The sequence below is a fragment of the uncultured Marinobacter sp. genome (assembly GCF_963974375.1).
Lineage (GTDB): Bacteria > Pseudomonadota > Gammaproteobacteria > Pseudomonadales > Oleiphilaceae > Marinobacter.
In genome coordinates, this window is record NZ_CAXBDN010000026.1 from 1 (window position 1) to 24,949 (window position 24,949).

At 58.9% G+C, this 24,949-nt stretch carries 25 protein-coding genes, 1 tRNA gene and 1 pseudogene; 10 read left to right on the forward strand and 17 right to left on the reverse strand.

What is annotated here, in order from left to right:
* The 3 genes and pseudogenes from hisH to AAC035_RS03815 all read right to left on the reverse strand — a co-directional run.
* Positions 1-294 (reverse strand): annotated as a pseudogene (hisH, locus tag AAC035_RS03805) (imidazole glycerol phosphate synthase subunit HisH); the annotation flags it as partial.
* Positions 295-331: 37 nt separating this feature from the next.
* On the reverse strand, positions 332-925 hold the full coding sequence (hisB, locus tag AAC035_RS03810) for an imidazoleglycerol-phosphate dehydratase HisB (RefSeq protein ID WP_339800123.1): 594 nt from the start codon (positions 923-925) through the stop codon (positions 332-334).
* Positions 926-1,079: 154 nt separating this feature from the next.
* The gene (locus AAC035_RS03815) at positions 1,080-1,541 is read right to left on the reverse strand and encodes an SRPBCC family protein (RefSeq protein ID WP_339800126.1); all 462 of its coding nucleotides are present in this window, start codon (positions 1,539-1,541) and stop codon (positions 1,080-1,082) included.
* A gap of 261 nt (positions 1,542-1,802) precedes the next feature.
* Between AAC035_RS03815 and AAC035_RS03820 the strand changes: the two genes are divergently transcribed.
* From AAC035_RS03820 to AAC035_RS03835, 4 genes are all read left to right on the forward strand, one after another.
* Positions 1,803-3,965 (forward strand): AsmA family protein, encoded by a 2,163-nt coding sequence (locus AAC035_RS03820; RefSeq protein ID WP_339800129.1) that lies wholly within the window; start codon positions 1,803-1,805, stop codon positions 3,963-3,965.
* On the forward strand, positions 3,962-5,029 hold the full coding sequence (gene mutY, locus AAC035_RS03825) for an A/G-specific adenine glycosylase (RefSeq protein WP_339800133.1): 1,068 nt from the start codon (positions 3,962-3,964) through the stop codon (positions 5,027-5,029). The genes AAC035_RS03820 and mutY overlap by 4 nt, the downstream gene beginning before the upstream one ends.
* Positions 5,030-5,091: 62 nt before the next feature.
* Positions 5,092-5,364: an oxidative damage protection protein gene (locus tag AAC035_RS03830; protein ID WP_339800135.1), complete on the forward strand. Its 273-nt coding sequence runs from the start codon at positions 5,092-5,094 to the stop codon at positions 5,362-5,364.
* Positions 5,365-5,473: 109 nt separating this feature from the next.
* Positions 5,474-5,549: transfer RNA gene (locus tag AAC035_RS03835), tRNA-Phe, on the forward strand.
* 165 nt (positions 5,550-5,714) lie between these two features.
* On the opposite strand, the gene AAC035_RS03840 is transcribed toward AAC035_RS03835, so the two are convergent.
* Together AAC035_RS03840 and AAC035_RS03845 are read right to left on the reverse strand one after the other, a co-directional pair.
* Positions 5,715-6,668, reverse strand: coding sequence for a M23 family metallopeptidase (locus tag AAC035_RS03840; protein WP_339800137.1), 954 nt, complete (start codon positions 6,666-6,668; stop codon positions 5,715-5,717).
* Positions 6,668-7,684, reverse strand: a complete 1,017-nt coding sequence (locus AAC035_RS03845) for a Tat pathway signal protein (protein WP_339800140.1) — start codon at positions 7,682-7,684, stop codon at positions 6,668-6,670. The genes AAC035_RS03840 and AAC035_RS03845 overlap by 1 nt, the downstream gene beginning before the upstream one ends.
* Before the next feature lie 640 nt (positions 7,685-8,324).
* Between AAC035_RS03845 and AAC035_RS03850 the strand changes: the two genes are divergently transcribed.
* The gene (locus tag AAC035_RS03850) at positions 8,325-8,930 is read left to right on the forward strand and encodes a PEP-CTERM sorting domain-containing protein (RefSeq protein ID WP_339800143.1); all 606 of its coding nucleotides are present in this window, start codon (positions 8,325-8,327) and stop codon (positions 8,928-8,930) included.
* A gap of 280 nt (positions 8,931-9,210) precedes the next feature.
* On the opposite strand, the gene AAC035_RS03855 is transcribed toward AAC035_RS03850, so the two are convergent.
* From AAC035_RS03855 to AAC035_RS03890, 8 genes are all read right to left on the reverse strand, one after another.
* On the reverse strand, positions 9,211-9,651 hold the full coding sequence (locus tag AAC035_RS03855) for a universal stress protein (RefSeq protein ID WP_339800146.1): 441 nt from the start codon (positions 9,649-9,651) through the stop codon (positions 9,211-9,213).
* 160 nt (positions 9,652-9,811) lie between these two features.
* The gene (locus AAC035_RS03860) at positions 9,812-10,267 is read right to left on the reverse strand and encodes a DUF4124 domain-containing protein (protein WP_339800149.1); all 456 of its coding nucleotides are present in this window, start codon (positions 10,265-10,267) and stop codon (positions 9,812-9,814) included.
* 79 nt (positions 10,268-10,346) lie between these two features.
* Positions 10,347-10,502 carry a hypothetical protein gene (locus tag AAC035_RS03865; protein ID WP_339800152.1) on the reverse strand — a complete coding sequence of 52 codons (156 nt, stop codon included), beginning with the start codon at positions 10,500-10,502 and terminating at the stop codon, positions 10,347-10,349.
* Between the two features lie 420 nt (positions 10,503-10,922).
* Positions 10,923-11,438, reverse strand: coding sequence for a hypothetical protein (locus AAC035_RS03870; protein ID WP_339800155.1), 516 nt, complete (start codon positions 11,436-11,438; stop codon positions 10,923-10,925).
* Positions 11,439-11,482: 44 nt separating this feature from the next.
* Positions 11,483-11,773: a hypothetical protein gene (locus AAC035_RS03875; RefSeq protein ID WP_339800157.1), complete on the reverse strand. Its 291-nt coding sequence runs from the start codon at positions 11,771-11,773 to the stop codon at positions 11,483-11,485.
* Between the two features lie 143 nt (positions 11,774-11,916).
* Positions 11,917-13,137, reverse strand: coding sequence for a glycolate oxidase subunit GlcF (gene glcF, locus AAC035_RS03880; protein WP_339800159.1), 1,221 nt, complete (start codon positions 13,135-13,137; stop codon positions 11,917-11,919).
* Between the two features lie 2 nt (positions 13,138-13,139).
* A complete protein-coding gene (gene glcE, locus AAC035_RS03885; RefSeq protein ID WP_339800161.1) occupies positions 13,140-14,222 on the reverse strand; it encodes a glycolate oxidase subunit GlcE in 1,083 nt (360 codons plus the stop codon).
* A 1-nt stretch (position 14,223) separates the two neighbouring features.
* The gene (locus AAC035_RS03890; RefSeq protein ID WP_339800164.1) at positions 14,224-15,756 is read right to left on the reverse strand and encodes an FAD-linked oxidase C-terminal domain-containing protein; all 1,533 of its coding nucleotides are present in this window, start codon (positions 15,754-15,756) and stop codon (positions 14,224-14,226) included.
* Positions 15,757-16,021: 265 nt separating this feature from the next.
* On the opposite strand from AAC035_RS03890, the gene AAC035_RS03895 reads away from it, so the two are divergent.
* From AAC035_RS03895 to AAC035_RS03915, 5 genes are all read left to right on the forward strand, one after another.
* Positions 16,022-16,792, forward strand: coding sequence for an ABC transporter ATP-binding protein (locus tag AAC035_RS03895; RefSeq protein WP_339800166.1), 771 nt, complete (start codon positions 16,022-16,024; stop codon positions 16,790-16,792).
* Positions 16,793-16,837: 45 nt separating this feature from the next.
* Positions 16,838-17,593, forward strand: coding sequence for a transporter substrate-binding domain-containing protein (locus AAC035_RS03900; protein WP_339800168.1), 756 nt, complete (start codon positions 16,838-16,840; stop codon positions 17,591-17,593).
* Positions 17,594-17,660: 67 nt separating this feature from the next.
* Positions 17,661-18,368, forward strand: a complete 708-nt coding sequence (locus tag AAC035_RS03905; RefSeq protein ID WP_339800171.1) for an ABC transporter permease — start codon at positions 17,661-17,663, stop codon at positions 18,366-18,368.
* Positions 18,368-19,090: an ABC transporter permease gene (locus tag AAC035_RS03910; RefSeq protein WP_339800184.1), complete on the forward strand. Its 723-nt coding sequence runs from the start codon at positions 18,368-18,370 to the stop codon at positions 19,088-19,090. The genes AAC035_RS03905 and AAC035_RS03910 overlap by 1 nt, the downstream gene beginning before the upstream one ends.
* A 92-nt stretch (positions 19,091-19,182) precedes the next feature.
* The gene (locus tag AAC035_RS03915) at positions 19,183-20,292 is read left to right on the forward strand and encodes a succinylglutamate desuccinylase (RefSeq protein WP_339800173.1); all 1,110 of its coding nucleotides are present in this window, start codon (positions 19,183-19,185) and stop codon (positions 20,290-20,292) included.
* Here AAC035_RS03915 and astB read toward each other — a convergent pair.
* From astB to AAC035_RS03935, 4 genes are all read right to left on the reverse strand, one after another.
* Positions 20,234-21,574, reverse strand: a complete 1,341-nt coding sequence (astB, locus tag AAC035_RS03920) for an N-succinylarginine dihydrolase (RefSeq protein WP_339800176.1) — start codon at positions 21,572-21,574, stop codon at positions 20,234-20,236. The two genes, AAC035_RS03915 and astB, sit on opposite strands and share 59 nt — an antisense overlap.
* Before the next feature lie 11 nt (positions 21,575-21,585).
* The gene (gene astD / locus AAC035_RS03925; RefSeq protein ID WP_339800179.1) at positions 21,586-23,058 is read right to left on the reverse strand and encodes a succinylglutamate-semialdehyde dehydrogenase; all 1,473 of its coding nucleotides are present in this window, start codon (positions 23,056-23,058) and stop codon (positions 21,586-21,588) included.
* The gene (gene astA, locus AAC035_RS03930; protein ID WP_339800180.1) at positions 23,049-24,104 is read right to left on the reverse strand and encodes an arginine N-succinyltransferase; all 1,056 of its coding nucleotides are present in this window, start codon (positions 24,102-24,104) and stop codon (positions 23,049-23,051) included. The genes astD and astA overlap by 10 nt, the downstream gene beginning before the upstream one ends.
* 371 nt (positions 24,105-24,475) lie before the next feature.
* On the reverse strand, positions 24,476-24,949 hold a 474-nt coding region (locus AAC035_RS03935; RefSeq protein WP_339800183.1), incomplete at its 5' end, for an aminotransferase class III-fold pyridoxal phosphate-dependent enzyme.

Here is a 24,949-nt window from a genome sequence, read left to right on the forward strand (position 1 = left end):
AACACCACCGTTCTCTTCACTGTGGGACATCAGTGCCTGCATACCCACGCAGATACCCAGCAGCGGCCGGTCGACAGCCACTTCCCTGACCAGGTCATCCACGCCCAGGCGACGGATTTCCGCCATACAGTCGCGAATGGCACCCACGCCCGGAAGAATGACCCGGTCAGCAGAGCGGATCTGGCTGGCATCGTCGGTGACCAGCACCCGCACGCCAGGGGCAACCAGCTCAACGGCTTTGCTGACGGAATGAAGATTGCCCATGCCGTAATCGATTATGGCAACGGTTTTCATGTCAGAGGAGGATTCCTGAAATTGAATTCAGGGGCGCTTACAGCGACCCCTTGGTAGAAGGTGTGATGCCGGCCATACGCTCGTCCATTTCGATGGCCATGCGCAGCGCGCGACCGAAGGCCTTGAACACGGTCTCGATCTGGTGGTGGGTGTTCTTGCCCTTCAGATTATCGATGTGCAGGGTCACCATGGAGTGATTCACAAAGCCGTGAAAAAACTCCTCGAACAGGTCCACATCAAAACCACCCACTGAGGCGCGGGTGTAGGGCACGTCCATGGCCAGCCCGGGGCGACCGGACAGATCGATGACCACTCGCGACAGGGCTTCGTCCAACGGCACATAGGCGTGGCCGTATCGACGAATGCCCTTCTTGTCGCCAACCGCCTGACGGAAGGCCTGACCCAGGGTGATACCGATGTCCTCCACCATATGGTGGTCATCGATGTGCAGATCACCGGTAGACTTGACGGAGATATCCACCAGCCCGTGACGGGCAATCTGGTCCATCATGTGCTCAAGAAATGGTACGCCGGTATCGAAATTCGACGTGCCGGTACCGTCGAGATCAATCTCGACCGTGATCTGGGTTTCAAGGGTATTTCGTTCTACCCGAGCCTTGCGTTCGGCCATGGAGACTCCGGAATCTTGGGGCGACAGGCGCCAGGGGTTCGTTTATCCGCAGATTATACCGTGAACCGGACGCGGCGTCCCGTGCCTGCTGCTATTCCTGCCACTATCGAAACGATAGCAACGCAAGCAGGCAACGGCACGGCAGAGCCTGAGGTCAGAACGCCTTTTGAAGGTTTTTCATGTAGGTATCAACGAGACTGTTGAACTCATGCTTCACCACCGGGCTGATCGCCAGCTTCAGCAAGCCCGGCAGTGGCAGGGTGAGTTCCGCCGTGGTCTGGAATTTTGCCCGGGTGCGGTTGTCGTCTACACGGGTCAGGGTCCAGTGACCACGAACCAGGCCATTGCCCTCACCCTTGACCGGCTCCCAGGTGATCTTTCCGGAATCCTTGTCAGAGTGGTATTTGCAGGCATACACGGACTGGATGGAATGCTTGTCGACGCCGATTTTTTCCATCTCCCAGCGATAGGTGTTGTCGCCAAGATCCACCAGCTTGTCCACTTTCGGAAAATGGCTGACGGAACGGGGTACTTCCGACAGCAGCGCAAAGGCCTCGTCATAGGATGCCGGCAGTTCGATGTCCCGGTTCAGTTCAATCGCGACGGTAATTGCCACTCCAGTGTCCTCCAGTCCTGTTTTCAGTAGGTTGGAAGTCCCGCTTCCGGAGACCACCACGCTGACGTCAGTATGCACATACAATGTAAGGGAAGCTCCCTATTGTGGCCAAACCCTGCAGCTTTGTCATACACCCCGTGCTTTTATTTTGCCCGGTGTACGTTATTCTTAGGCAATGACAGCGCTATTTCTCCAGTTTGCCAACCGGCCTGCGGCCGGTTCCGGCGCTCCACTTGCTTTACCCGAAAGGATGCCATCACGATGAAAGTTCTGCGCTACCTGATTCTGGCAATTGTCGGCCTTGTGGTGCTGGCTGTTGCCGCCGTCGCTATTGCCGTATTTGTTATTGACCCCAACACTTATCGCCCACAGATCGAAACTGCGGTTGCGCAGAAGACCAATCTGGAACTGGATCTTGCCGGCGACATCGGCTGGTCACTGTTTCCGCTGGGAATTGAACTGAATGAAGTGGAAGCGAAACTGGAAGGTGAGCCACTGGTAAGCCTCGAGCGTCTGGTGGCACAGGTGGATTTCTGGTCGCTGGTAGCCATGTCTCCGAAAGTTCATACCTTCGTTCTGGACGGCCTCGACGCCCGCCTGGTGATGGATGAAAACCGCGAGGGCAACTGGAGCCGCATCATGCCGGAGGGTGACGACAGCAAGCCCGAGGCCACCACAGAAGAACCTGCAGACAGCGAGGTATCCGGTGACCTGCTGAACTTCAACGTTGAAGAGATCCGCATTACCAATGCCCGGGTTCAGTTCGATGACCAGGCCAGCGGTCAGACCATCGTGCTTCAGGACTTCTCGCTGATGGCCAGCCAGATTGCGCTGGGCTCCGAATTTCCAGTGGAACTCGGGTTCCAGGTCAATACCACCCAGCCGGAGCTGACCATTGACGGCGAGATGAGCATGCGCCTGAACGCCAACGAAGCACTGAATACGTTCTCTGTTTCCGGGCTGGACGCGCAATTCGGTCTCAACGGCGAGCAACTGGGTGACCGGACGGCCCAGGCACGACTGACCGGTTCAGCCAACGCCAACCTCGAAGCCGGAACCGCTGCCGTCAGCGATTTCCGTGCAACCCTCGCCAACCTCGAACTGCATACTGACCTGAACATTGCCGGACTGGGTGATCAGCCGAGGCTGGACGGCAAAATCCGCATATCCGAGTTTTCACTGCGCGAACTGTTCCAGGCCCTGGGTATCGACGACATCCAGACAGAAGACCCCGATGTGCTGACTAAACTTGGCTTCAGCACCACAATCGGTGGCCCTGCCGGCACCGTTGAGCTCAGCGAACTGGTCATCACGCTGGACGACACCCTGTTCACCGGTGGTGGCAGCTACAACCTGAGCACCAGCGCGCTGGTTTTCAACCTGGAGGGTGACGCCCTTAACGCCGACCGCTACCTGCCACCAGCCAGCGACGAGGAAGCGCCCGCGGAGCAACAGGCAGCAGCAGAAGGTGACCTTCTGCCCCTGGAAACCCTTCGTGATCTGGACATGAAGCTTGGCTTCGGGTTGGGCGAACTGATCATCAGCAACCTGACCATCGCCAGCATCAACACCGACATTACAGCGGCCGACGGCCAACTGCGCCTGCGGGACTTCAGTGGCCAGCTCTATGAGGGCGGGTTCAAGTCGTCGGTAACCATTGATGCGCGTACCGACAACCCGGCGTGGACCGTCGGCATGCAGGTAGCCGATGTGGAAACCCGGCCGCTGCTGATGGACCTGGCGGACATGGATATGCTGGCGGGCGAAGCCAACCTCAATGTCAATGTCACCACCCGGGGCAACCGGATCTCGGCACTGCGGGAAAGCGCCAACGGTGAAATAGGATTTGCACTCGCTGAGGGCGAATTCACCCGCATGAACCTGACCCGCATGGCTTGCCAGGGTATCGCACTGGTCAACCAGGATACCCTCGCCACGCCTGCAGCCGACTGGGGCAGCACCACACCCTTCAATGATATGAGCGGATCGCTGCAGATTGATGGCAACACCCTGACCAACAGCGACCTGGTCGCCGCCCTTGCCGGCATGCGCCTGGAAGGCAACGGCAAGGTTGATATGGCCGCTTCGCAGGTAGATTACGAGCTGGGCCTGCGTATTGTCGGCGAGATTCACCGCGACAACGCCTGCCGGGTCAGCGACTACGTGCAGAACGTGGTGATCCCGGTTGAGTGCCGGGGCAACTTTACCGAAGATCCAGCCGGCCTGTGCTCTTTCGATGGCTCACGCTTCAGCGACACCCTGAAAGACATTGCCGCCAATGCGGCCAGGGCAAGAGTCCGCGAGGAAACCGACGAGGCACGGGAAAAGGTCGAAGAACGGGCCCGCGAAGAAATTGACAAGCGCCTTGAGGGCGAATCCGGTGAACGGGTCAAGGATGCGCTTCGGGGCCTGATCGGACGATGAGCGAACACTTCGCCCGGGATCTGCTGCAGTGGTACGACCAGCACGGCAGGCACGACCTGCCGTGGCACCGGGACCAGAACGCCTACCGGGTGTGGGTCTCGGAAATCATGCTGCAGCAGACCCAGGTGACCACCGTCATCCCCTACTTCGAAGCCTTCATGAAGCGCTTCCCGGATGTACATGCCCTGGCAGAGGCACCAACAGACGATGTCCTCAGCCACTGGTCTGGCCTCGGCTACTACGCCCGTGCCCGCAATCTGCAGAAAGCCGCCAGGGCAGTGGTGACCGGGTTTGGTGGTGAATTTCCTGCAAACCAGCAGCAACTGGAATCCCTCACCGGCATAGGTCGCTCCACAGCCGCAGCTATCCTTGCCCAGGCATTCCATCAACGGGCTGCGATACTCGATGGCAACGTCAAACGGGTTCTGGCCCGCTACCACGCCGTACCCGGCTGGCCAGGACAAACCCGGACCCTGAACCAGTTGTGGCACCACGCAGAAGCCCACACACCTGATCAGCGGGTTCGTGACTACACCCAGGCCATTATGGATCTGGGCGCGCTGGTGTGTACCCGCAGTCGCCCCGATTGCAACCAATGCCCCCTGCAATCCGGCTGCCAGGCCTTCGCAGAGGGCAGCGTGGCGCTGTACCCGGGATCCAAACCCAAAAAGGACAAACCGGAGAAAACCACCTGGGTGGTCATCCTTGAGGACCACGAGGGCCGCATCCTGCTGGAAAGACGCCCACCGAGCGGCATCTGGGGCGGACTGTGGAGCCTGCCGGAACTTGACCCGGCCTACACCTCAGAGGAACTCCCGGACGCCTGCGCCAGCACCCTGGGTTATGACTGCGACGAGCCGGAACTGATCAGTAGTTTTCGTCATACCTTCAGTCATTACCACCTTCACATCCAGCCGGCCCGGCTGCAGGTAAGTGGCACCATAATAACCGTCCGCGATGAACACAGTCAGCGCTGGCTGCACCGCGACCAGGCCCTGACCCTCGGCCTGCCCGCGCCCATACGCACCCTGCTGACCAACCCGGAGCAGAACACACTGATCTGAAGCCCGGTCAGTATCTGGTATCATCCCGGTCATCAACATCATGAATGCCCACAGGAGCACCTATGAGCCGCACCGTATTCTGCAAAAAATTCCAGGAAGAGCTCGAAGGCCTCGACGCACCGCCCATGCCCGGCAGCAAGGGCCAGGAACTTTACGAGAACGTCTCCAAAAAGGCCTGGCAGGAATGGCAGGCCCAGCAGACCATGCTGATCAACGAAAAACACCTCAGCCTGATGGACCCGAACACCCGCAAATACCTGCAGGCCCAGATGGACCGCTTCCTGAACAACGAGCCTTTCGACAAGGCCGAAGGCTACGTTCCACCGGAGAACTGATCAGGGTTTAACCAGGCTGAAAAACCGAAAGAATTTTTCCGGCCCAGCCTTGACTCAACCCAACGAAACCGGTTTAATAGCGCCCCGTTGCACTGCAGTACGGCAACTTGCCCGGATAGCTCAGTTGGTAGAGCAGAGGATTGAAAATCCTCGTGTCGGTGGTTCGATTCCGCCTCCGGGCACCATAAGATTCAATGACTTAGCCCGCCTTGTGCGGGCTTTGTTGTTTCTGGAATCCGAATTTGTAAGCACTCTGTAAGCAGGTCTACACTGTCAACCAGTGGCGCCTGAACCGAACGCGGCACCGAATTCGAAAAAGCCGTTAGCCTGCTGAGCAGCACCCTCACCAATCAAGGTACCTGGAGCCGGTCATTGCGTTTCAGAAACTTTCCGTTGATAGTCAGCCATAACGGCTCTCCGCCCAAAGGTGCCCCCTCGGGCAACCCGCGCTGGGCGTGAATATGCAAATGCGGTTCGGAACTGTTTCCCGAATTGCCCACCTCGCCCAGGAAGTCTCCAACACGTAACGGGTCCCCTTCGGCGACCGCCATCTTGCCCTGGCGCAAATGCGCCAGGATCACTACGAAATCACCACAGTCGACCGCAATATAATTACCAGCTTTGTTGTCAGAATCCATTTCCGGAACGGTCATGTCCTGAAACTGATCAACGACTTTAGCCGTCTTGCCATTGCAAGGCGCCACCACAGGAGTGCCAAACGTGGTGTACCGGGCCGGGTCCTTCGGCCACCAACCATTCATATGCGATCCCCAGGGTGTGATGCGGAAGATATCCAGGCCTCTGCTCTGCCCCTGCCAGGGCCGGAAACGCTCTACAGATTCATCCAGGGTCCGAAGATGGACATTCACCATTTCGGTTGTCCCCCCGTGCGCAACCAGAAAGTGACCGGTAGCAAAGGGCGGCGCGATATCCACCACATCACTGTTGGGCGTCATCCGCCCCTGAAGTGCGCCTATACCCATGTAGCCCCCGAGCAATCCGAGCCCGGCGACTACCGCGATAAGCCCGGTCGATCCAACTGACGCCTGCCAAAGGCCATGGATGGGAAAGCGACTGGTCATAAGTTGCCAGATCACGATTGACAGAAAAACCAGAGCGTACAGATAAGGTAACCAGAACGGCGGTACCACCCATAGCGCAGCAAGGCTAAGCCCGAAAAGCACGAGACCAATCGACAGTACCTGAAGAGCAAAAGCCAGCGCGCCCGCTGCCGGAAACAGAGCGAGCCAGCCCAATAGCAGGACTGGGAGGAGCAACTGGGTGAGTAGCGTGATCCAGGGCATCAGTTTGTTCTCACAACCTCTTCTATCGGGCGGCGCAGGGACCTTGGTGTTTCAGGACCACGACCGATTCTCACTACAAGATCCGGCCGCCGATTCCCGATGCCGAGAAAACGGACGAACTCCGCGCGTAAGGGTGCCACCTCAACCGGCTGGTTAATAAAAGCCGTCCTCAAGTCCAGCGCAGTTGCCTGCAGGGCAAGTCGCTCATAGCAGCGGCCCGCCTCAATCCAATGGCGCTTGTCGTCGATATCGGAAATCAGTACGGCAATGGCGGATGAGCTCCGGATGTTCCGGACGTCTTTCTGGTTCTGCTTCTTCGCAGAGAACCCGAAGCGCATCGCCAACAACCCAAGCCAGCGAGGCACATCGGGGTTTCCCATGACCGGTCCATACAGACCATCACCGCTAGCGACGGCCTCTCGCCCGTTAAACCGAATCCAGGATTCAAGCTCCCGGGCCCAGGCATTGTCCTGAAACTGGGCAGAGTTACCTTCAGCGACATATCGGGCTATCTGCTCTTTTTGGTCATTCTCAGTGAACAGCATGATGGAGACGCCATCGCCCTGCCCGGCATTCTCTAACTGCTGCAACGGCTCATCAGAGAGTCGCGATCCATCGAATTCAACCCGGCTGCACTGCCTATCGGGAATGGCCTCGAACAAGTGCGAACGGAAAGGGGTCGTTTCCTCAAAATCAATCTGCACCCCGGAAGTGGAAACGTCATAGACACAGTGGCCTTTTAGCCCCGCCGCTTCCGCTGCCAGCAACAGATTCTCGGCAGCACAACCCAGGCTCGCGTAGAGGTGGTGGTCATCGGGATCTACAGCGGGACAACGCCGTGACAGATCGGGAAGAATCCGGACCCGATTCTGTTCCAGTTCGAAGATCCAGGGCTGGGTGTTGTGGCTGGATGCCGCCAGGGTCGCGTACCGTACCAGGTTTCTGTAATCCGGCGTCACTGTTTCAGGCCCATAGGGCTGCCAGATTTCCCTGACTTTTTCTGAGTAATTCAGCATTTTACTCTCCTTTCAAGTACGGGTTGCGAATGGCCTCGGTGATCTCGGTTTTCGACCTCCATGAAGCTTCCCTCTTGCTCCATCATGCCAATTTCCGAATTAATCTGTATGGCAACCGCGATATCGTAATCCGGGTAATACCTGAGTGAAGCAACATAGGCGGGTGCCACGTAAGCAGACCATTTTCATCCACGGTGCGCTCGGGCACCTCAAAAGGATTATCGGCAATGGTGATACCCGTTGCCAACCCTGCCAGAGGACGTTGGTCGGACGGCATGGTTGCCTCCAGGGTCAGGGTTTCGTTATTGGGCAGGTACAAGCAAAGCAACGGGGACAACTGCGAGAACTTTCCACCACATATCCAGGCACTCCTATTGCCTAACAACTAAACCACCATCACGGAAGCTATAGGGCGACGTATAGGGGTAAAGTAATCGGAAACCGTGGCTCGGAACGGTGGGCCTGGTTGGCGAAGGTCTGATCAATGAAGAGAAACTGAGCCGGCTTCAACAGTATCTGTCGATATTTTTTACATGACGCCCATTTTATAAATTACACTTTCTTTGATTTCATGGGGTTATGGTAATGGCGCACTTCTTGCTAGTTGTACTTCACACCAAACCTTGCGAGGAGCAAGATTATGCAAATGAAGTACTTCGCTGCAATCATTATCAGTTCCCTGTTTACAGCCGGGGCTCAAGCCAATGCCATCTTCCAGGACGATTTTGATTCTGAAGGAACGGCTGGCGAGTCAGTGCTGAACTATGACAACTTCGCCAACTGGACCGTTTCAGAGGGTACTGTTGACCTTATCGCCGACCCTAACGATTGGGGTATCAGCTGTGTTGGTGGCACGGGAAAATGCGTTGATCTCGATGGATCAAGAAACAATGCTGGCACTCTGCTCAGCAACGAATTCACTCTCGGCGCCGGCACCTATTCGTTGATGTTTGATATTTCAGGCAACCAGCGCAATGGCAGCAATGACACCATGCAGGTAATGCTGGGTGGCTTCCTGAGTGAAAGCTTTGAGTTGGCCGCAAGCGATCCATGGCAAACCATCGTTCGCAGCTTCACCGTGATGACCGAAACCACCAGTTTCATCAGCTTCAATCACGATGGCCGCGACAATATTGGCATCATGCTGGACAACGTCTCTGTTGCTGTCCCTGAGCCAGGCACTCTGGCACTGCTGAGCCTTGGTCTGCTCGGTCTTGGCGCAGCCCGCCGTCGTAAATCTGCCTGAAACAATAGGCCCGGAAAGAGCACAAAAGGCCAGCCTTCGGGCTGGCTTTTTCGTTTTCATCACCATGTCCAGTTCTAGTGTGCCGTTTGGTTAATTCGCTGACCTACTGCTATGTAAACCGGGGCTGATAGCAGAACAGGCGAGCCAGCCAAGATTTGTCGATATTTTTTACACAAATAAAGATTCCTGCCCCCAGAAGGCCACGGCCCGGCACACTGTTCCCGATATACTAACGGAAACCAGAGTGACGACACCGATCGCTACAGCATGGATACCGACGCTACTCTCCTACAACCGTAACCGGCCCAGTGGCATGCCTGACCACCTTCTCACTGATACTGCCCAGGGTAAGACGGCTCACCAGTGAATGGCCGCGACGGCCCATGACTACGTGATCGCCCGGGTTGTTCTCCAGGTGGTCGATGATCTCCTTGGCAGGATCACCTTTGAGAAGGATTTCTTCGGCCGGATCAACAACCCCACTCACCGCTTCTTTCACAGCATCAAATACTTTGCGGCCATAAACTTTGGCCTCTCCCTCAATATCACTTGGCCATACACCGCTGATAACCAGTCGCTCTACCCTTGAGCCCGGGAATACGGTTAACAGCTTAAGGGGCTGCCCAGTGGCTTTGGCCAGCCCGGCGGCCACCTTTGCGGCATGCAACGAATGATCAGAACCGTCACAAGCGACCACAATGCTCGGGGTAACTGTGCCCATGATCCTCTCTCCATTTGTGCTGTATGAATAATAACCATAACATCCTTGAGACTGCGGAACGGTTGACTCAAATCAATGGGCACTGCTCAGTCATGAATCGACCAGTGAATACGATGCAGGGATTGCGGAGGCGTGATGTGGGTAAGCATATGACACAGCCTCAACGATCCCGCAAACACTCCCAGGCCAGCTTTCCCTGTAATTCCCTTCGCTGCGCCCTCAAGCGGTTACCCTGAGACACCGAGTAGCTGCCCGCCCGGAGCCGTGAATCCGTGTGTTTGATCTTTTCACGGTAAGCGTTGCATTTGGCCCGCTCCCGTTCTTGTCGTAATGCCTTTCTGTCTGCTTCACGACGAGAACTTCTGGGATGCGGATCTGGCGATGTCGATGAGCGTTCCCGAAGGGCCCGTTGCTGGCGACGGACGCTTTCTGTCATGGGCAAGGTGTTGTGCTGGCGGAGTTCAACCTGATCAGCGAGCTGGTTTACAGGGGGCTCGTCGGTGAAGTGGACGGAGCCATTCTCGTCCGTCCAGGTATAGATCTGTGCGAATGCCTGAGGGGTGTACTGAGGGGTGAGTAACAGTGCAATGCAGAAAAAGCGAAGCCAGCCTGGCATTCCCGTAGTTCCTTTACGATATCATTCCGTTGTTCGTGCCTGCTGGTGTCCGTGCCAGAAGACTTTCGTAAAACCACCTTCAGGCAGCTTTGCGGAAGTCCTCTGACCGGACGGTTTTGTCGCGCTTGCGGTTGTACCTGGACTTGTCTTCAACGACCCGCATCTGATATTTGGGGGTACGCAGGTCCCGTTGTACGGCGCTGTGTTGTGTGGGCTTTGCCCGTGCCTTAGCCATCTGATTCTCCTTCCGGCCTGTGTCATGGTTAACCGATTACATTGTCGGCTGCATGTCCATTATACCACGGTGTTATTTGTGGCCGGTGTACGGACTGTTACTCAGGCCTTGAGGCACCAGCGACAGTGCAAACGCCATATTTATTGAGAATTATCAAAATTCTGGTATCTGAAAGTCTGAATCTGGTCTATCTTGAAGCCTTGAACGTAATATCGACACCTGAACAACAAAAAGAGTCGTCCATGAAAACAATGCGCCGTTCCAACATGATAGTGCCAGCCTGGCTGATGATCCTGACCGGATCCGTTGCGTTTTTTTACTGCGCCTGGATGGGTCTGCTCGGTAGCTGAACCTTAAAGGTTACGCACGGGAGCCCGGTAAAACAGCCTGAGGGGAACGGCTACCGTCTCAGGCAGTCGTTTACTGCGTTGCTGAATCTGATTTCGCGACGTCATCACCCTGATCGTTCCTGGGTGCCGTTGTTGCCATTTTTCTTTCCAGCTCTGCCTCTCGCATCGCCAACATTCCGCCTTTCAGTATCAGCGATTTCATCCGCGCGTCCCCCTGCCCCACAATACCCAGAGCAAACGCTGCCACAATGGACTCCCATGGGTTATTGCGGATCAGATTGCGGATGACATCCACCGGCGTTTCTGAAGGTTCGGATTTCCCGCCGTCTTCATTACCATCCGACGGCGCTGGTGTTCGGGTCAGGCGCCAGAAAAACAGGCCCAGCAAGACAAAACAGGACAGCCCCGTTATCGCCAGAGCCCCGGCCTCTCCCACCACCGGTGCAAGTCCGGAAGTGGCCGCCCAGAGCAACAGGATCACGCCGGCAATCAGCAGGGAAGAAAGCAACGCGAGGGCCAGCAGGCCGCCAAGGGCTGCCGCCAGCGCCTTACGCAACGCACCTTCCAGTTCTTGTTTGGTAAACATCGGTGTCATTCCCGCTGAAAGCCTGGGGCCTGAAAAAATTGCACTCAACGATCCAGCAGTTTACCTACCAGCAGGCCTGCCAGAAAAATCAGTACGACGCTGAGGAAAGGGCGTTCACTGATTTTACTCTCAACATCGTGCATTGCCTTGTCACCGGTTTTCCGAGCGTAATCAAGTGCTTCTTTGCCTTCCCGCTCCAGCTCGCTCCGCAGATTCGACAGGTTGCTTTTCTGGCCGTCCGCAACAGACTTGGTCAGCGATGCGAAGTCCTCCCGCAGTGCTTTCAGGTCATTTTTGACTTGCTGATACTCTTGGTCGGTGGTTTTCGCGTCCATAACATGACTCCTTCACATCAATGATTAAGAGGTCTGGGTACTGCAGGTTACTGAATAGAAAGTGCCTGCGGCATGGGGAAATCGGTTTCCACCACGTCTGTTTAAAGGTAGCAATGTACGGGATCTGGCGTCGCCCGGCGGTGTCAGGCAGGGTCCAGCAGCTCGATCCAGTGTTGCACCGGAACCCCGGAGCGGGTTTCCAGGTGCAGTTGGCAGCCAATATTGGAGGTGACAATCCGCTCCGGGTTGTCACCACTCAGGGCCTCAAGCTTGTTGGCCAGCAGCTTCTGGCTCAGTTCTGGCTGCAGCACCGAATAGGTGCCAGCCGAACCGCAACACAAGTGACCGTCCCGGGTGGCGGCCAGCTCCAGTCCCGCCTTCTGCAGCAACTGCTCGACGGTTCCACCCTGTTTCATGGCATGTTGCAGGGTGCAAGGGCAATGCACGGCCACTTTTCCTTTGTCCTCTGTACCCGCGCTGAGGTTCAGGGCCGAAAGATCCTGTTTCAGCAGATAGGCCGCGAGATCGATACTCAGCTCGCTCACCCGTCGCGCCTTGTCAGCATAGCGCGGATCATCCTTCAGCAGGTGACCGTAGTCCTGCACCATGGCACCACAGCCGGAAGCCGTCATCACGATGGCCTCCGCGCCGCCTTCAATAGCCGGCCACCAGGCATCGATGTTGCGCCGCATATCGTCAAGTCCGGCCTCATGCTCTGACAGGTGATACCTGACGGCACCGCAGCAGCCCGCCTGTGGAGCTTCCACCAGGGTAATACCAAGGCGATCCAGAACCCGCGCCGCAGCGGCATTGGTGCCCGGCGAGGCGGAGGGCTGCACACAACCGGCCAGCGCCAGTGCCACTCGTGAATGACTGCCGGCGGGCCAGGGGCTGGCAGTACGCTTAGGGGGCACTTTGCTGCGCAGCGGTTCCGGCAGCAGCGGTCGGGTTAGCTGGCCCAGTTTCAGCAAGGCGCCGAACAGGCGGCGATTGGGCAGCACCCTCAGCAGCGCCCAACGTACCCAGCGCTCGTTGCGGGGCCGCTCAAGATGTTCCTCCATCAGGCCCCGGCTGATATCCAGCAGGCGCCCGTACTGGACGCCGGATGGACAGGTGGTTTCGCAGCTGCGACAGGACAGGCAGCGATCCAGATGCTCCCGGGTTTTTTCTGTGGTTTCGCCCCCTTCCAGAAACTGCTTCATCAGGTAGATGCGGCCCCGGGGACCATCCCGTTCATCCCCCAATTCCTGATAGGTAGGACAGGTTGCGGTACAGAATCCACAATGCACACAGCTGCGCAGTATGGCTTCGGCCTCCTGGCCTTCCGGTGTGACAGCGAAATGTTGAACCAGATTGGTTTGCATAGTTACAGCCAGCTGTAGAGATGTCCGGGATTGAAAATACGCCGTGGATCAAATGAGGCCTTGAGGCGCTGCTGAATGGTGCGCAGGGGGGCCGGTTGCGGGTGCATGACCTCGCCACTGCGATCACCGCCACGGAACAGGCTTACCTGGCCGCCGGCACGGGCGGCATAGGCGGCCATATCCGACAGGCTGGCTTCAGCCCGGGACCAGCGCTGCCCGCCGCCCCAGTCCACCAGAACCCCATTGCCGATGTCCTGCATCGGTGCGGTGGGGTTAACCGAAAACCGCCACAGTGGTCGATCACCGGCGAAGAACTCCAGTTGCTGATCACGCAGCAGCGCCCAGAATTCTGAACCGGCCTCATAAAGGTTCAGGCCATGGGCCTGCTGCCATTGCTCCGCCGTTGCGTCTACCGCCGAGCGTGCGCCGGAGAGGCGCAGATAGACGGTCCCATTCACCCAGCAGGCGGCACTGAGCGGCTTGGGCTGACCCGCCAGCTGCGCCATCAACGCATGCGCCTCCGCCAGCGGAAGTTCGCGGCTGAGGGTAAGTTCGACGGCCGGCAGCGGCAGGACTTTCAGGCTGATTTCGGTCATCACACCCAGGGTACCCAGGGCGCCGGCCTGCAGGCGGGAAGCGTCATAACCCGCCACGTTTTTCATCACCTGGCCACCGAAGGACAGATGCTGACCCTGACCGTTGATCAGCTTCACACCCAGTACATGGTCCCGCACGGAGCCCTGCCAGGGACGCCCGGGACCAGAGAGGTTACAGGCCAGGGTTCCGCCGATAGTGTCAGATTTGACGTCGGAATCGCTGAATCTCGGAGGGTCAAAGGCCATGCGCTGGTTGTGCTCCGCCAGCACGGCATCGATCTCGCTGAGGCGGGTACCGGCGCGCACAGTCAATACCAGCTCGACCGGGTGATAGGACACCACGCCGGTGTGATCGGCCAGAGACAAGGGCTCACCCTTCCGGCCGCGGCCCATAAAGGCCTTGCTGCCGCCTCCGCTTATGGCGAGCGCAGTACCGCTCTCGGCAGCCTCGCGAACCTGTTCCAGTAATTGTGGAGTTATATCGCTCATCTCAGTCTCGCTGCTCCACCGGTTGCCGGGCCTTGCCGATGGCCCGATATTCCTGGCACTGGCGCAGGGTGGGCACACCTTTACCGGGATTCAGGATGCCATTCAGGTCAAATGCCCGTTTGATGCCGTGGAACTGTGACACCTCGCCATCACCGAACTGGCTGGGCATCTGGCGTATTTTCTCCATGCCGACGCCATGCTCGCCGGTGATACTGCCACCCACCGCCACGCAAAGCTCCAGAATGGCGCCACCGAACGCTTCGGTGCGTTCGAATTCACCAGGAACATTGGCATCAAACAGGATCAGCGGATGCAGGTTACCGTCGCCGGCATGGAAAACGTTGGCGACACGCAGATCGTAGTGCTCAGACATTTTCTGCATTTCAGTGAGCACATGGGCCAGCTGGCCCCGGGGAATGGTGCCGTCCATGCAGTAATAGTCCGGGGAAATCCGGCCCACCGCAGGAAACGCCGACTTGCGGCCTTTCCACAGCAAGGCCCGCTCCTGCTCCGAACGGGAGGTACGCACTGAAGTGGCCCCCAGCTCCCGGAACAGGGCTTCGGTCTGGTTAATGTGCTCCTGGACTTCCTCACGGGTGCCGTCCACCTCGCACAGCAGCAGGGCAGCTGCGTCTCTCGGGTAGCCGGCCTGGGCGAAGTCTTCGGCTGCGGCAATGGCGAAGCCGTCCATCATCTCCAGGCCGGCGGGAATAATGCCCCGGGCAATGATCTCGCCTACCGCATCACCGGCCTGCTGCACGCTGTCAAAACCGGCCATCACCACCTGCGCTACTTCCGGCTCCGGCAACAACCTGACCTGCACTTCCACCACGATACCCAGCAGGCCCTCTGAACCGGTCAGCAGGGCCAGCAAGTCCATGCCGCAGCCGTCATAGCCGTCACTGCCGATGGTCACCCGGTCGCCCTCGGCGGTCACCACATCGACACTCAGCAGGTTATGAACGGTCAGCCCGTACTTGAGGCAGTGAACGCCACCGGAGTTTTCGGCCACATTGCCGCCGATGGTGCAGGCAATCTGGGAGGACGGATCGGGGCCATAGTAAAGACCATGACGAGCAGCTTCCTCACTGATGGCAAGGTTACGCACGCCGGGCTGCAGGCGGGCGCTGAGGGCTTTGGTATCAATACCCAGAATGCGATTGAACCTGGCCAGGGACAGCAGCACCCCGCCGGCGTGGGGCATGGCCCCGGCACTGAGACCGGTGCCGGCGCCTCTGGCCACCACCGGAACCTGCTCCGCGTGGCAGATGCGCATGATCTGCTGAACCTGCTCCACTGTTTCCGGCAGCAGCACCAGCAGAGGCATCTCGCAATACATGGAAAGACCATCGCACTCGTAGGGGCGGATGGTTTCGTCATCGATGATGACGGAGCTTTCGGAAAGAAAGCGGCGGAATTTCCGGGCCAGTCGTTGCTTGTCCGCCGGCGGAAACCGGACTTCCCCTGAACCGATATCGCTTCCTGCAACTGATTGACTGGCCTCGCTTTCTGCAAGACCTGTAACTGCAGTCATTATTGAACCCATGGTGATAGAGAGGGTGGTTGACGCATTATTGCTATTGTCTGAACGAACATAATAGGCAAGGCTGACGCTGACGACCACCCGACTTTGTGGTCACCAACTCTTGATTTTCGTTCCGCCAATCCGTAAAACCTGCGCCTTTCGTATTATACGCGACCATTTTTTGTACATCCGCACGGGCTGATTCGTGTATTTTCGGGTTTGGGCCTATCTTGTGCTTGAGGGTATACCCACCCCAGACAACCGGAGTATGGACATGGCGGAAACCGCCCCCCTGATCTGCAGAGACATACACAAGACCTTTGATAAGAACGAGGTCCTCAAAGGTGTCTCCCTGGAAACCCGCAAGGGTGATGTTGTGACCCTCATTGGCAGCTCCGGCTCGGGCAAAAGCACCTTCCTGCGCTGCGTCAATCTGCTGGAAACCCCCACCTCCGGTGACATTATTGTTCAGGGCGACCCGATACGCTTCAAAACCGGGCGCCGGGGCGAAAGAATACCCGCCGACAACCGTCAGGTGGAGCAGATCAGGGCGCGGCTGTCGATGGTGTTCCAGAGCTTCAATCTCTGGTCCCACATGACCGTGCTGGAGAACGTTATTGAAGCCCCCATCCATGTGCTGAAAGTGCCCCGCAAGCAGGCCATTGAGCGGGCCGAAGCCTACCTGTACAAGGTCGGCATCTACGAGCGCAAAGACTATTACCCGGCCCAGATGTCCGGCGGTCAGCAACAGCGTGCCGCCATTGCCAGGGCCCTGGCCATGGAGCCGGACGTGATGCTGTTTGACGAACCCACCTCAGCGCTGGACCCGGAGCTGGTCGGCGAAGTGCTGAAAGTGATGCAGGGCCTTGCCGAAGAAGGTCGCACCATGATTCTGGTTACACACGAAATGGCCTTCGCCCGGGACGTATCCTCCCAGGTTCTGTTTTTGCATCAGGGTGTGATTGAAGAACAGGGCAGTCCTGAAAAAGTATTTGATCACCCGGAATCGGAACGTATGCAGCAGTTTCTTGCGCCCCGTTTCTGAAAGAACGTCACGACGGTTATGAACACCACAGACTGGAGAATCATCATGAAGACACTCATTATCGCGGCAGGCTGCGCCCTGGCCATGCTGGCCGGGACCGCCCAGGCCCGGGAATGGACCGAAATCCGGATTGCCTTTGACGTGCCCTATGAGCCGTTCGAGTACCGGGATGAAGACGGCAACCTGACCGGATTCGAAGTGGAACTGGCCGAGGCCATGTGCCAGCAACTGGAGGTTACCTGCGAGCTGGTGATTCAGGACTGGGACGGTATGATTCCCGGCCTGCTGGCCCGTCGTTTTGACGCCATCATGTCTTCCATGTCGATTACCCCGGATCGGGCCGAGCGGGTGTTGTTCTCCGAGCCCTACTACAACACCCCGGGCGGCTGGTTCGGCCCCGAGAGTTTCACCGCAGATGTTACCGACAAGAGCGCCATGGAAGGCAAAATCGTTGGCGTTCAGCGCGGCACCACCATGGACAGTTACGTGACCGAGGAGCTGGGCCGCATCGTCACCGTCAAGCGCTACACCACCGCTGACGACATGGTGCTGGATCTGGAAGGTCAGCGGCTGGACGTGGTGTTCGTGGATTACCCGGTGGGTGAACAGACCGTGCTGACCAAGCCCGGCTTCAGGGAAGTGGGCGAGCCAGTCAAGCTGGGCGAAGGTGTGGGCGTTGCCATGCGCAAGCGCGACACCGCCCTGGCCGACATGGTCAACGGTGCCCTGCGTACCCTGAAAGAGGATGGCACCTACGACACCATCATGAAGAAATACTTCGAGTACGATATCAAGATGTAAGGCTCTTCCGGGGTCCTGCCAACCGGCAGGCCCCCGATACCGGTAGTGTGCATTCCGGATTTATTCCATGATCGATCTGAAAGGTTATGGCCCGGCCCTCGCAGAAGGCGCCGTCGTCACCATTGAACTGGCCCTGCTGTCGCTGCTGCTGGCCCTCACCCTGGGGCTGGCGGGCGCAGCAGCCAAGTTGTCGGCCAATCCCCTGGCGCGGATGGCCGCCAGCACCTACACCACTCTGATCCGTGGCGTGCCGGATCTGGTGATGATGCTGTTGCTGTTCTACGGTGGTCAGGTCACCGTCAATGCCCTGTCGGATCTGCTCTACGAACACTACGGTATCGACTTTTTTATTCAGTTCGAGCCGTTTGCGGCGGGGGTGCTGACCATTGGTCTGATCTTTGGCGCCTATATGACCGAAACCTTCCGGGGCGCTTTCCTGGCGGTGGATGCCGGTCAGATCGAAGCGGCCCGGGCCTACGGCTTTACCCGCTGGCACACTTTCCGCCGGGTGATGATTCCCCAGATGATGCGCCATGCCCTGCCCGGCATTGGTAACAACTGGCAGGTGCTGCTGAAAACCACCGCGCTGGTATCCATTATCGGTCTCACAGATATGGTCCGCATCGCCGATGAAGCTGCCAAGGCGGAACGCTCACCGTTCCTGTTCTTTATTCCGGTAGCAGCGGTTTACCTCGGTCTGACGGCCATCTCCGAACTGTTCATCAAATGGCTGAACAAGCGCGCCAATCGCGGCGTCGCCGGGGAGGCCCGATGATGCCGGAATGGCTCCTGGTCTGGCTCGACCAGAACGACATCTTTACCAGCTCGACGCTGTTTCATTACTGGGAAGGCCTGGTCACCACCGTCCAGCTGGTGTTCCTGTCGCTGGTGATCGGTTTCTGTATCGCCCTGCCCCTTGCCGTGCTTCGCACCAACCCCCGCTGGTGGATTTCCGGGCCGGTATGGCTGTTTACCTATCTGTTCCGGGGCACGCCACTGCTGATCCAGCTTTATATTATCTACTATGGCGTTGCCCAGATTCCCGGCATACAGCAGACCTTCTGGTGGCTGATCTTCCGGGAGCCCTTCTACCCCGCGTTGCTGGCGTTCACCCTCAACACCGCGGCCTATACCACCGAAATATTCCGGGGCGCCCTGGCCGCCACCCCCAAAGGTGAAATCGAAGCCGCCAAGGCCTATGGCATGTCCTGGTTCCTGCGGCTGCGGCGCATTGTCATACCCAGTGCAGCGCGACGCGCGGTGCAGGCCTACTCCAACGAAGTCATCTTCATGCTCCACGCCAGCGCCATCGCCAGCGTGGTCACCATTGTGGATCTTACCGGCGCCGCCCGGAACATCTACTCACGGTTTTATGCACCGTTTGACGCCTTCCTTTTCGTGGCCTTGCTCTACATGCTGCTGACCTTTGCCCTGGTGTTTGCCTTCCGCAAGCTGGAAAACCACCTGTTACGGCACCAACGACCGGCGGCCAGCTGAAATATCCTTAATAACCCACTCGGACAGGTAAAGTTCTGCTATACATGGATGCATGGGCCACTGCACGCATGTATCACTCAAGGAGGAACACCATGCCCCGGGCAAACCTGGCTCAAACACTGTTCGATGGACAACCGGACTGGCTTGGACTCACCCTTGCCCAGGCCTTCTCGGACACCACCACAGCCGCCAGCCGGACCACGAAACCCAGAGCGGTAGATCTGGCTGACGGCAGTTCCCTGGATCTGTTGGCCACCGGCGTGTTGCGACTGACCGCCCGTCACCGCACACCCAATGCCGCGCCACTGATTTTGTCTGCGGGTATTCACGGCAACGAAACCGCGCCGATCGAGCTGCTCAATAACCTGGTCTCGGAGTTGCTCGACGGTCAGCTGGTAGCGGGCACCGATGCCCTGTTCATCCTTGGCAATCCCCCCGCCATGCTCACCGGCACCCGTTTCATCGAATTCAATCTGAACCGTCTGTTCAACGGCGCTCACGACAAGCCGGAACTGAGCGACTATTACGAAGCACGCCGGGCCCGGTTACTGGAACATCTCACCGAAAACTTCCACAACAGCCTGCAGCGGGAAGACCGTCAGAGGCTGACCCATTACGACCTGCATACCGCTATCCGGGCCTCACAACGAGAATATTTTGCGCTGGCGCCCTTTGTACCTGATCACCGGATACCGGACGGCCAGCTGCGGTTTCTGGAAGAAAGCTCGGTACAGACGCTGGTCTTGCAAAATGCACCGGCAACCACCTTCGCCGCCTTCACCGCCGAGGCTTTCGGGGCCGAAAGCCTGACCCTGGAGCTGGGCCGGGCACACCCCTTCGGCCAGAACAAACTGGAAGATCTGGCGCCCCTGTATACCACACTGCGCCGGCGGCTACAGGGTGATCCGGCACCAGAGACCGCGCCCGCAGCCCGAGCTGTCACCATCTATGAAGTGGTCCATGAGATCATCAACACCGGGGCCAACTTTCGCTTCCATGTGCCCGATGATGTGGCCAACTTCACAGAGTTCGCCCATGGCAACCTGATCTGGGATGACGGCTCGGAAAGTTACCGGGTCAAGGGTCAGGCGGAGGCTGTGGTCTTCCCTAACCGAAACGTGCCACCCGGTCACCGTGCCGGCCTCATGATCCGCCCCCTCGCTGAAAGTCATACACCACCCCAAGCCCCAGAATCCCGGTAAGTTCATCCAGCGCCCGGCAACTCTCCTCCAGCAGCAGTGGATCCGCCAGATCCGCTGCTGCCAGCCGGTCCCGGTAATGGGCCTGCACCCAGCTGATCAACCGTTCGTAGAGTGCATCGGTCAATCTGACCCCCTGATTCATGGCCGCCAGCTCCTCATTCGTCAGCGCCACCCGCAACCGCAGGCAAGCCGGGCCGCCGCCGTTGCGCATGGACTGCCGCAGGTCCAGGGCAATCACCTGCTGAACGGGGCCCCCGGCCGCTGTCAGCCCATCCAGATAGCGGGCGACCGAGGCCACCTCCCGGCACTCCGCCGGCACCACCAGCACCAGGCCCTCCCGGGTGCTGATTAACTGACTGTTGAACAGGTAGGAGCTGACCGCATCTGGCAGTGGCACCTCAGCACTGGTCACCCGCAGGGTTTGCAAAGGTACGCCTTCCAGCTTCGTTTTCAGTTCTGCCAGTAGCGGCTGCTCATTCAGAAACGCCTGCTGGTGATAGAACAGCACCGATTCGTTGCCCACCGCAATCACATCGTTGTGAAATACCCCCGCATCGATCACCGCCGGATTCTGCTGGGCGAACACGGTCCGTTCCGGTTTCAGGCCGTGCAGGCGGGCAATGGCCTGGCTGGCTTCCAGCGTCTGCCTTGCCGGGAATCTGCCCGGCCGTGCCTGCCCCTTTTGGAATGCCGACTGGCCGTACACAAACAGCTCCACACCCGCGTCACCGTGGGTTGCACACAGCCGGGTGTGATTGGCCGCACCCTCGTCGCCGAAGGCAGCTACCGCCGGCAGCGGCTGGTGGTGGGCAAACCAGGCGTCATCTCCGAATATTGACCGCAGGACCCGCCCAGTCACCCGGGGCTCAATGGACCGGTGCAGGTGACTGCCCAGATTGGCCGGTGTGAAATGCACCCGGTGATCGGCGGTATCGGCACTGGGTGACACCGTTGCCGCATTGGCTACCCACATGGCGGATGCCGAGCTGACCACGGATAACAATTGCGGATGCTTTGCAGCTGCCGCCAGTATCCGGGCGTCAGAACCGGAGAAACCCAGGCGCTTCAGGGAGGGAATATGGGGGCGTTCATGGGGCGGCAGCACACCCTGGCATATGCCAAGATCCGCCAGGGTTTTCATCTTGGCCAGGCCCTGCAACGCGGCCTCACGGGGATTGGACACAGCACTGGCATTGCTGGCAGACGCCAGGTTACCCGCCGCAAGGCCCGCGTAGTTATGGGTTGGGCCCACCAGGCCATCAAAATTCAGCTCGGTTGCCACAGATTCCGTCCTCAGCTGAACCGGAGCCCCGGCGCCAGGGTCTCCGGTAAGGTGGCCGAATCAGACTCCAGCGACGCCATGGGCCAGGCACAGTAGTCCGCCGCATAAAACGCACTGGGCCGGTGATTGCCGGAGGCGCCCACGCCGCCGAAGGGCGCTGCGCTGCTGGCGCCGGTCAACGGCCGGTTCCAGTTCACGATGCCCGCCCGGGCCTCCTCCAGCAGCCGCTCATAGAGATCCCGCCGGTCTGACAAAATACCCGCAGCCAGACCAAACCGGGTATCGTTGGCCAGCGCCAGTGCTTCGTCAAAGGAGCGGTAGCGATACACTGACAGTAACGGCCCGAAATGCTCTTCATCGGCCACCTTGATGCCGGTCAGATCAATAATTCCCGGCGACAGCAACCCCGTGCCCGGCTGCAGTCGTCGCAACGGGAGCAGGCTGCGGCCACCGGCGGTCACCAGGGCTTGCCAGGTACTTTCAAGGCGGTCGGCTGCGGCCGGTGAAATCACCGCACCCATGAACGGCTGGGGTTCGTCATCAAATCCGCCGACTTTCAGCTCCCGTGACACTTCCACCAGCCGATCCAGAAAGCGATCACCTTCCGCACCAGCCGGCACCAACAGCCGGCGGGCGCAGGTGCAGCGCTGGCCGGCAGACAGGAATGCCGACTGCAGCGCATGATGGACGGCACCATCAAGATCGCTCACCTGCTCCACAATCAGCGGGTTATTGCCGCCCATCTCCAGGGCCAGAATTTTCTCTGGCTGGCCACTGTACTGACTGTGCAACTGATGCCCAACCGCTGAGCTGCCGGTGAAAAACAGACCATCTATAGCACCATGGCCGGCCAGAGACCGCCCGGTATCCGCTCCCCCCTGCAGCAAATTGATAACCCCGGCTGGTAACCCCGCCTGCAGCCACAGCTGCAAGGTCAGTTCGGCAACACCTGGCGCCTGCTCGCTGGCCTTGAGCACGACGGTATTGCCCGCCAGCAGCGCCGGCACAATATGACCATTGGGCAGGTGCCCGGGGAAGTTGTAGGGACCGAACACAGCCACCACACCATGGGGCCGGTGGCGCAGCACCGCCTGCCCGCCGGCAACCTGTGAGCGATGAGATCCGGTACGCTGCTGGTAGGCGGTGATGGAAATGCCGATCTTGCCGATCATCGCATCCACCTCGGTGCGGGACTCCCACAGGGGCTTGCCGGTTTCCCGGCCGATCTGATGGGCCAGGGCCTCATGGTGAATGTTCAGCTGATCACGGAAGGCTTCCAGCAGCTGCTGACGGTCCCCGGAGCTGCGCTGACGCCAGCTGAGGAGCGCTTTCCGGGCCGCAACGACCGCTGCATCCACATCCTCGCCACTGGCCGAGGCGCCCTGCCAGATCTCTGCCCCCGTGACCGGGCAGCTGGACATCAGGGCTGCGCCGGAGCCATCGGTCCAGCGATTGTTGATCAGTAACTGGCCTTTCAAAACCATGCCTCCTTCACCGGAATGGTCAGCGGTGCAATCCGGACCTGAGCACCTTCTTCAATACCCAGGGCTTCCAGGTGGCGGGCATTCAGCTGCAGGGCGTCCGGCGTAACCGCCGCCACCGGTACGGTAATAATCCGGAAATCCTCAAAGCCACGGTTTGACACCATGACCCGGCCAGATGCTGACACCTCATCGGGCCAGGGTGTGGCAATCTCCTCCACCGGGCGGGAAATGCACTGCCGGATGGTACGGATGTTGTGCAGGAAGGCTTCTACCACCGGACCACCGTCGAAGATATCCACCAGACCGTTAAAGTTGAAGCCTTCAGCCTGCAGCATTTTCAGAGCCGGCAGGGTGTTCTCGTGAACCTGGCCGATCACCTCCCGGGCGCTCTCCGGCAGCAGTGACAGGTAGATGGGATAGTGAGGCATCAGTTCCGCGATAAAGGATTTGTTGCCCCGGGCGGACAGCCGGTCGGCCTCCACAAACTCCATATCAAAAAAGTTGGAGCCCAGAGCGTCCCATAAAGGGCTGCGACCCTGGTCATCACTGACCCCTCGCATTTCCGCGAAGATCTTGTCGGAGAAATGCTGCCGGTACTCATCCAGAAACAGGAACCGGCAACGGGACAGCAACAGGCCGTTGCCGCCACCCCGGTAGTTTCGGGCCAGCAGCAACGAGCCGATCTCGGTGGAATCCGTCATGTCATTGGTGAGGTAGAGCGTGGGCGTGCGCACATGCACCCCCAGCTCCCGGGAATCGCTGACGGTCATACTCAGGCGGTAGTTATAGAACACCTCATCCAGCCCAACCCGGGCCTGAATGCCGGTAACACCAACACAGTGTCCGGTGGCGGTATCCTCCAGTCCGAACAGGTACAGACCGGCTTCCGGGGGACACTGCTGGCTGAAGGTGCGGCGGGCGTCTTCTATCTTGCCCGCCAGCACGTCACGGTCCGGCGGTAGCGTGGTCAGACCCTTGCCGGCGGCTTCCGCCATGGCATACAGGTCATCCAGATCCCGCTCCTGGATTGTCCGGATCATCAGCATGGCTACCTCCTGGCTGCACTTGCCCTTGCGAAGCGGTTGTCCGGAAACGCAAAAGCCCCAGGAACAGCTTAGTTCATGGGGCTTTGGGCGGCCATTTTGGGTGGTTCCGTTCGTCCTAGGTTCGGAGTACTCACCCTTCGACAGGCTCAGGGTGAACGGTTTTGGAGGGCTGAGTGAGTATTCCGTTCGTCCTGAGCCTGTCGAAGGACGCTAGCTCCAAATCAGGACCATGTCCGGAGTACTCAACCCTTCGACCCTTCGACCCTTCGACAGGCTCAGGGTGAACGGTTTTGGAGGGCTGAGCGAGTATTCCGTTCGTCCTGAGCCTGTCGAAGGACGCTGGCTCCAGATTCCATATCCGGCCGTCCTATCTAACCCCCAGCCCCAACCAGTACCTCCACCGCCCGCTCAAACCGAGCCAGGCCTTCTTCGATATCATGGTCAGGAATAATCAGCGACGGTGCCAGCCGCACCACGTTGCCGCCGGCCACCAGCACCAGCAGGCCTTCTTCCTGTGCCGCCGCCACGAAATCCTTGGCGCGGCCGTGCCATTGTTCGGTCAGTACGCAGCCCAGCAACAGTCCGGCGCCGCGTACCTCGGTGAAGATGCCATGACGTTCGCCGATGTCCATCATGCCCTTGCGCAACTGCTCGGAGCGCGCTTTGACGGCCTTCATGATTTCCGGCTGGCTGATGGTGTCTATTACCTTCTGGGCCACCGCACAGGCCAGCGGGTTGCCACCGTAGGTGCTGCCATGGGTGCCAACACCGAAGGATGCCGCGACCCTGGCCGTGGTCAGCATGGCCGCCACCGGGAACCCGCCGCCCAGGCCTTTGGCACTGGA

Coding starts and splice junctions, on each gene's coding strand:
- hisB (WP_339800123.1), bottom strand. CDS start 925: ATGGCCGAACGCAAGGCTCGGGTAGAACGAAATACCCTTGAAACCCAG.
- AAC035_RS03820 (WP_339800129.1), top strand. CDS start 1,803: ATGAAAGTTCTGCGCTACCTGATTCTGGCAATTGTCGGCCTTGTGGTG.
- mutY (WP_339800133.1), top strand. CDS start 3,962: ATGAGCGAACACTTCGCCCGGGATCTGCTGCAGTGGTACGACCAGCAC.
- AAC035_RS03830 (WP_339800135.1), top strand. CDS start 5,092: ATGAGCCGCACCGTATTCTGCAAAAAATTCCAGGAAGAGCTCGAAGGC.
- AAC035_RS03840 (WP_339800137.1), bottom strand. CDS start 6,668: ATGCCCTGGATCACGCTACTCACCCAGTTGCTCCTCCCAGTCCTGCTA.
- AAC035_RS03845 (WP_339800140.1), bottom strand. CDS start 7,684: ATGCTGAATTACTCAGAAAAAGTCAGGGAAATCTGGCAGCCCTATGGG.
- AAC035_RS03850 (WP_339800143.1), top strand. CDS start 8,325: ATGCAAATGAAGTACTTCGCTGCAATCATTATCAGTTCCCTGTTTACA.
- AAC035_RS03855 (WP_339800146.1), bottom strand. CDS start 9,651: ATGGGCACAGTTACCCCGAGCATTGTGGTCGCTTGTGACGGTTCTGAT.
- AAC035_RS03860 (WP_339800149.1), bottom strand. CDS start 10,267: ATGCCAGGCTGGCTTCGCTTTTTCTGCATTGCACTGTTACTCACCCCT.
- AAC035_RS03865 (WP_339800152.1), bottom strand. CDS start 10,502: ATGGCTAAGGCACGGGCAAAGCCCACACAACACAGCGCCGTACAACGG.
- AAC035_RS03870 (WP_339800155.1), bottom strand. CDS start 11,438: ATGTTTACCAAACAAGAACTGGAAGGTGCGTTGCGTAAGGCGCTGGCG.
- AAC035_RS03875 (WP_339800157.1), bottom strand. CDS start 11,773: ATGGACGCGAAAACCACCGACCAAGAGTATCAGCAAGTCAAAAATGAC.
- glcF (WP_339800159.1), bottom strand. CDS start 13,137: ATGCAAACCAATCTGGTTCAACATTTCGCTGTCACACCGGAAGGCCAG.
- glcE (WP_339800161.1), bottom strand. CDS start 14,222: ATGAGCGATATAACTCCACAATTACTGGAACAGGTTCGCGAGGCTGCC.
- AAC035_RS03890 (WP_339800164.1), bottom strand. CDS start 15,756: ATGACTGCAGTTACAGGTCTTGCAGAAAGCGAGGCCAGTCAATCAGTT.
- AAC035_RS03895 (WP_339800166.1), top strand. CDS start 16,022: ATGGCGGAAACCGCCCCCCTGATCTGCAGAGACATACACAAGACCTTT.
- AAC035_RS03900 (WP_339800168.1), top strand. CDS start 16,838: ATGAAGACACTCATTATCGCGGCAGGCTGCGCCCTGGCCATGCTGGCC.
- AAC035_RS03905 (WP_339800171.1), top strand. CDS start 17,661: ATGATCGATCTGAAAGGTTATGGCCCGGCCCTCGCAGAAGGCGCCGTC.
- AAC035_RS03910 (WP_339800184.1), top strand. CDS start 18,368: ATGCCGGAATGGCTCCTGGTCTGGCTCGACCAGAACGACATCTTTACC.
- AAC035_RS03915 (WP_339800173.1), top strand. CDS start 19,183: ATGCCCCGGGCAAACCTGGCTCAAACACTGTTCGATGGACAACCGGAC.
- astD (WP_339800179.1), bottom strand. CDS start 23,058: ATGGTTTTGAAAGGCCAGTTACTGATCAACAATCGCTGGACCGATGGC.
- astA (WP_339800180.1), bottom strand. CDS start 24,104: ATGCTGATGATCCGGACAATCCAGGAGCGGGATCTGGATGACCTGTAT.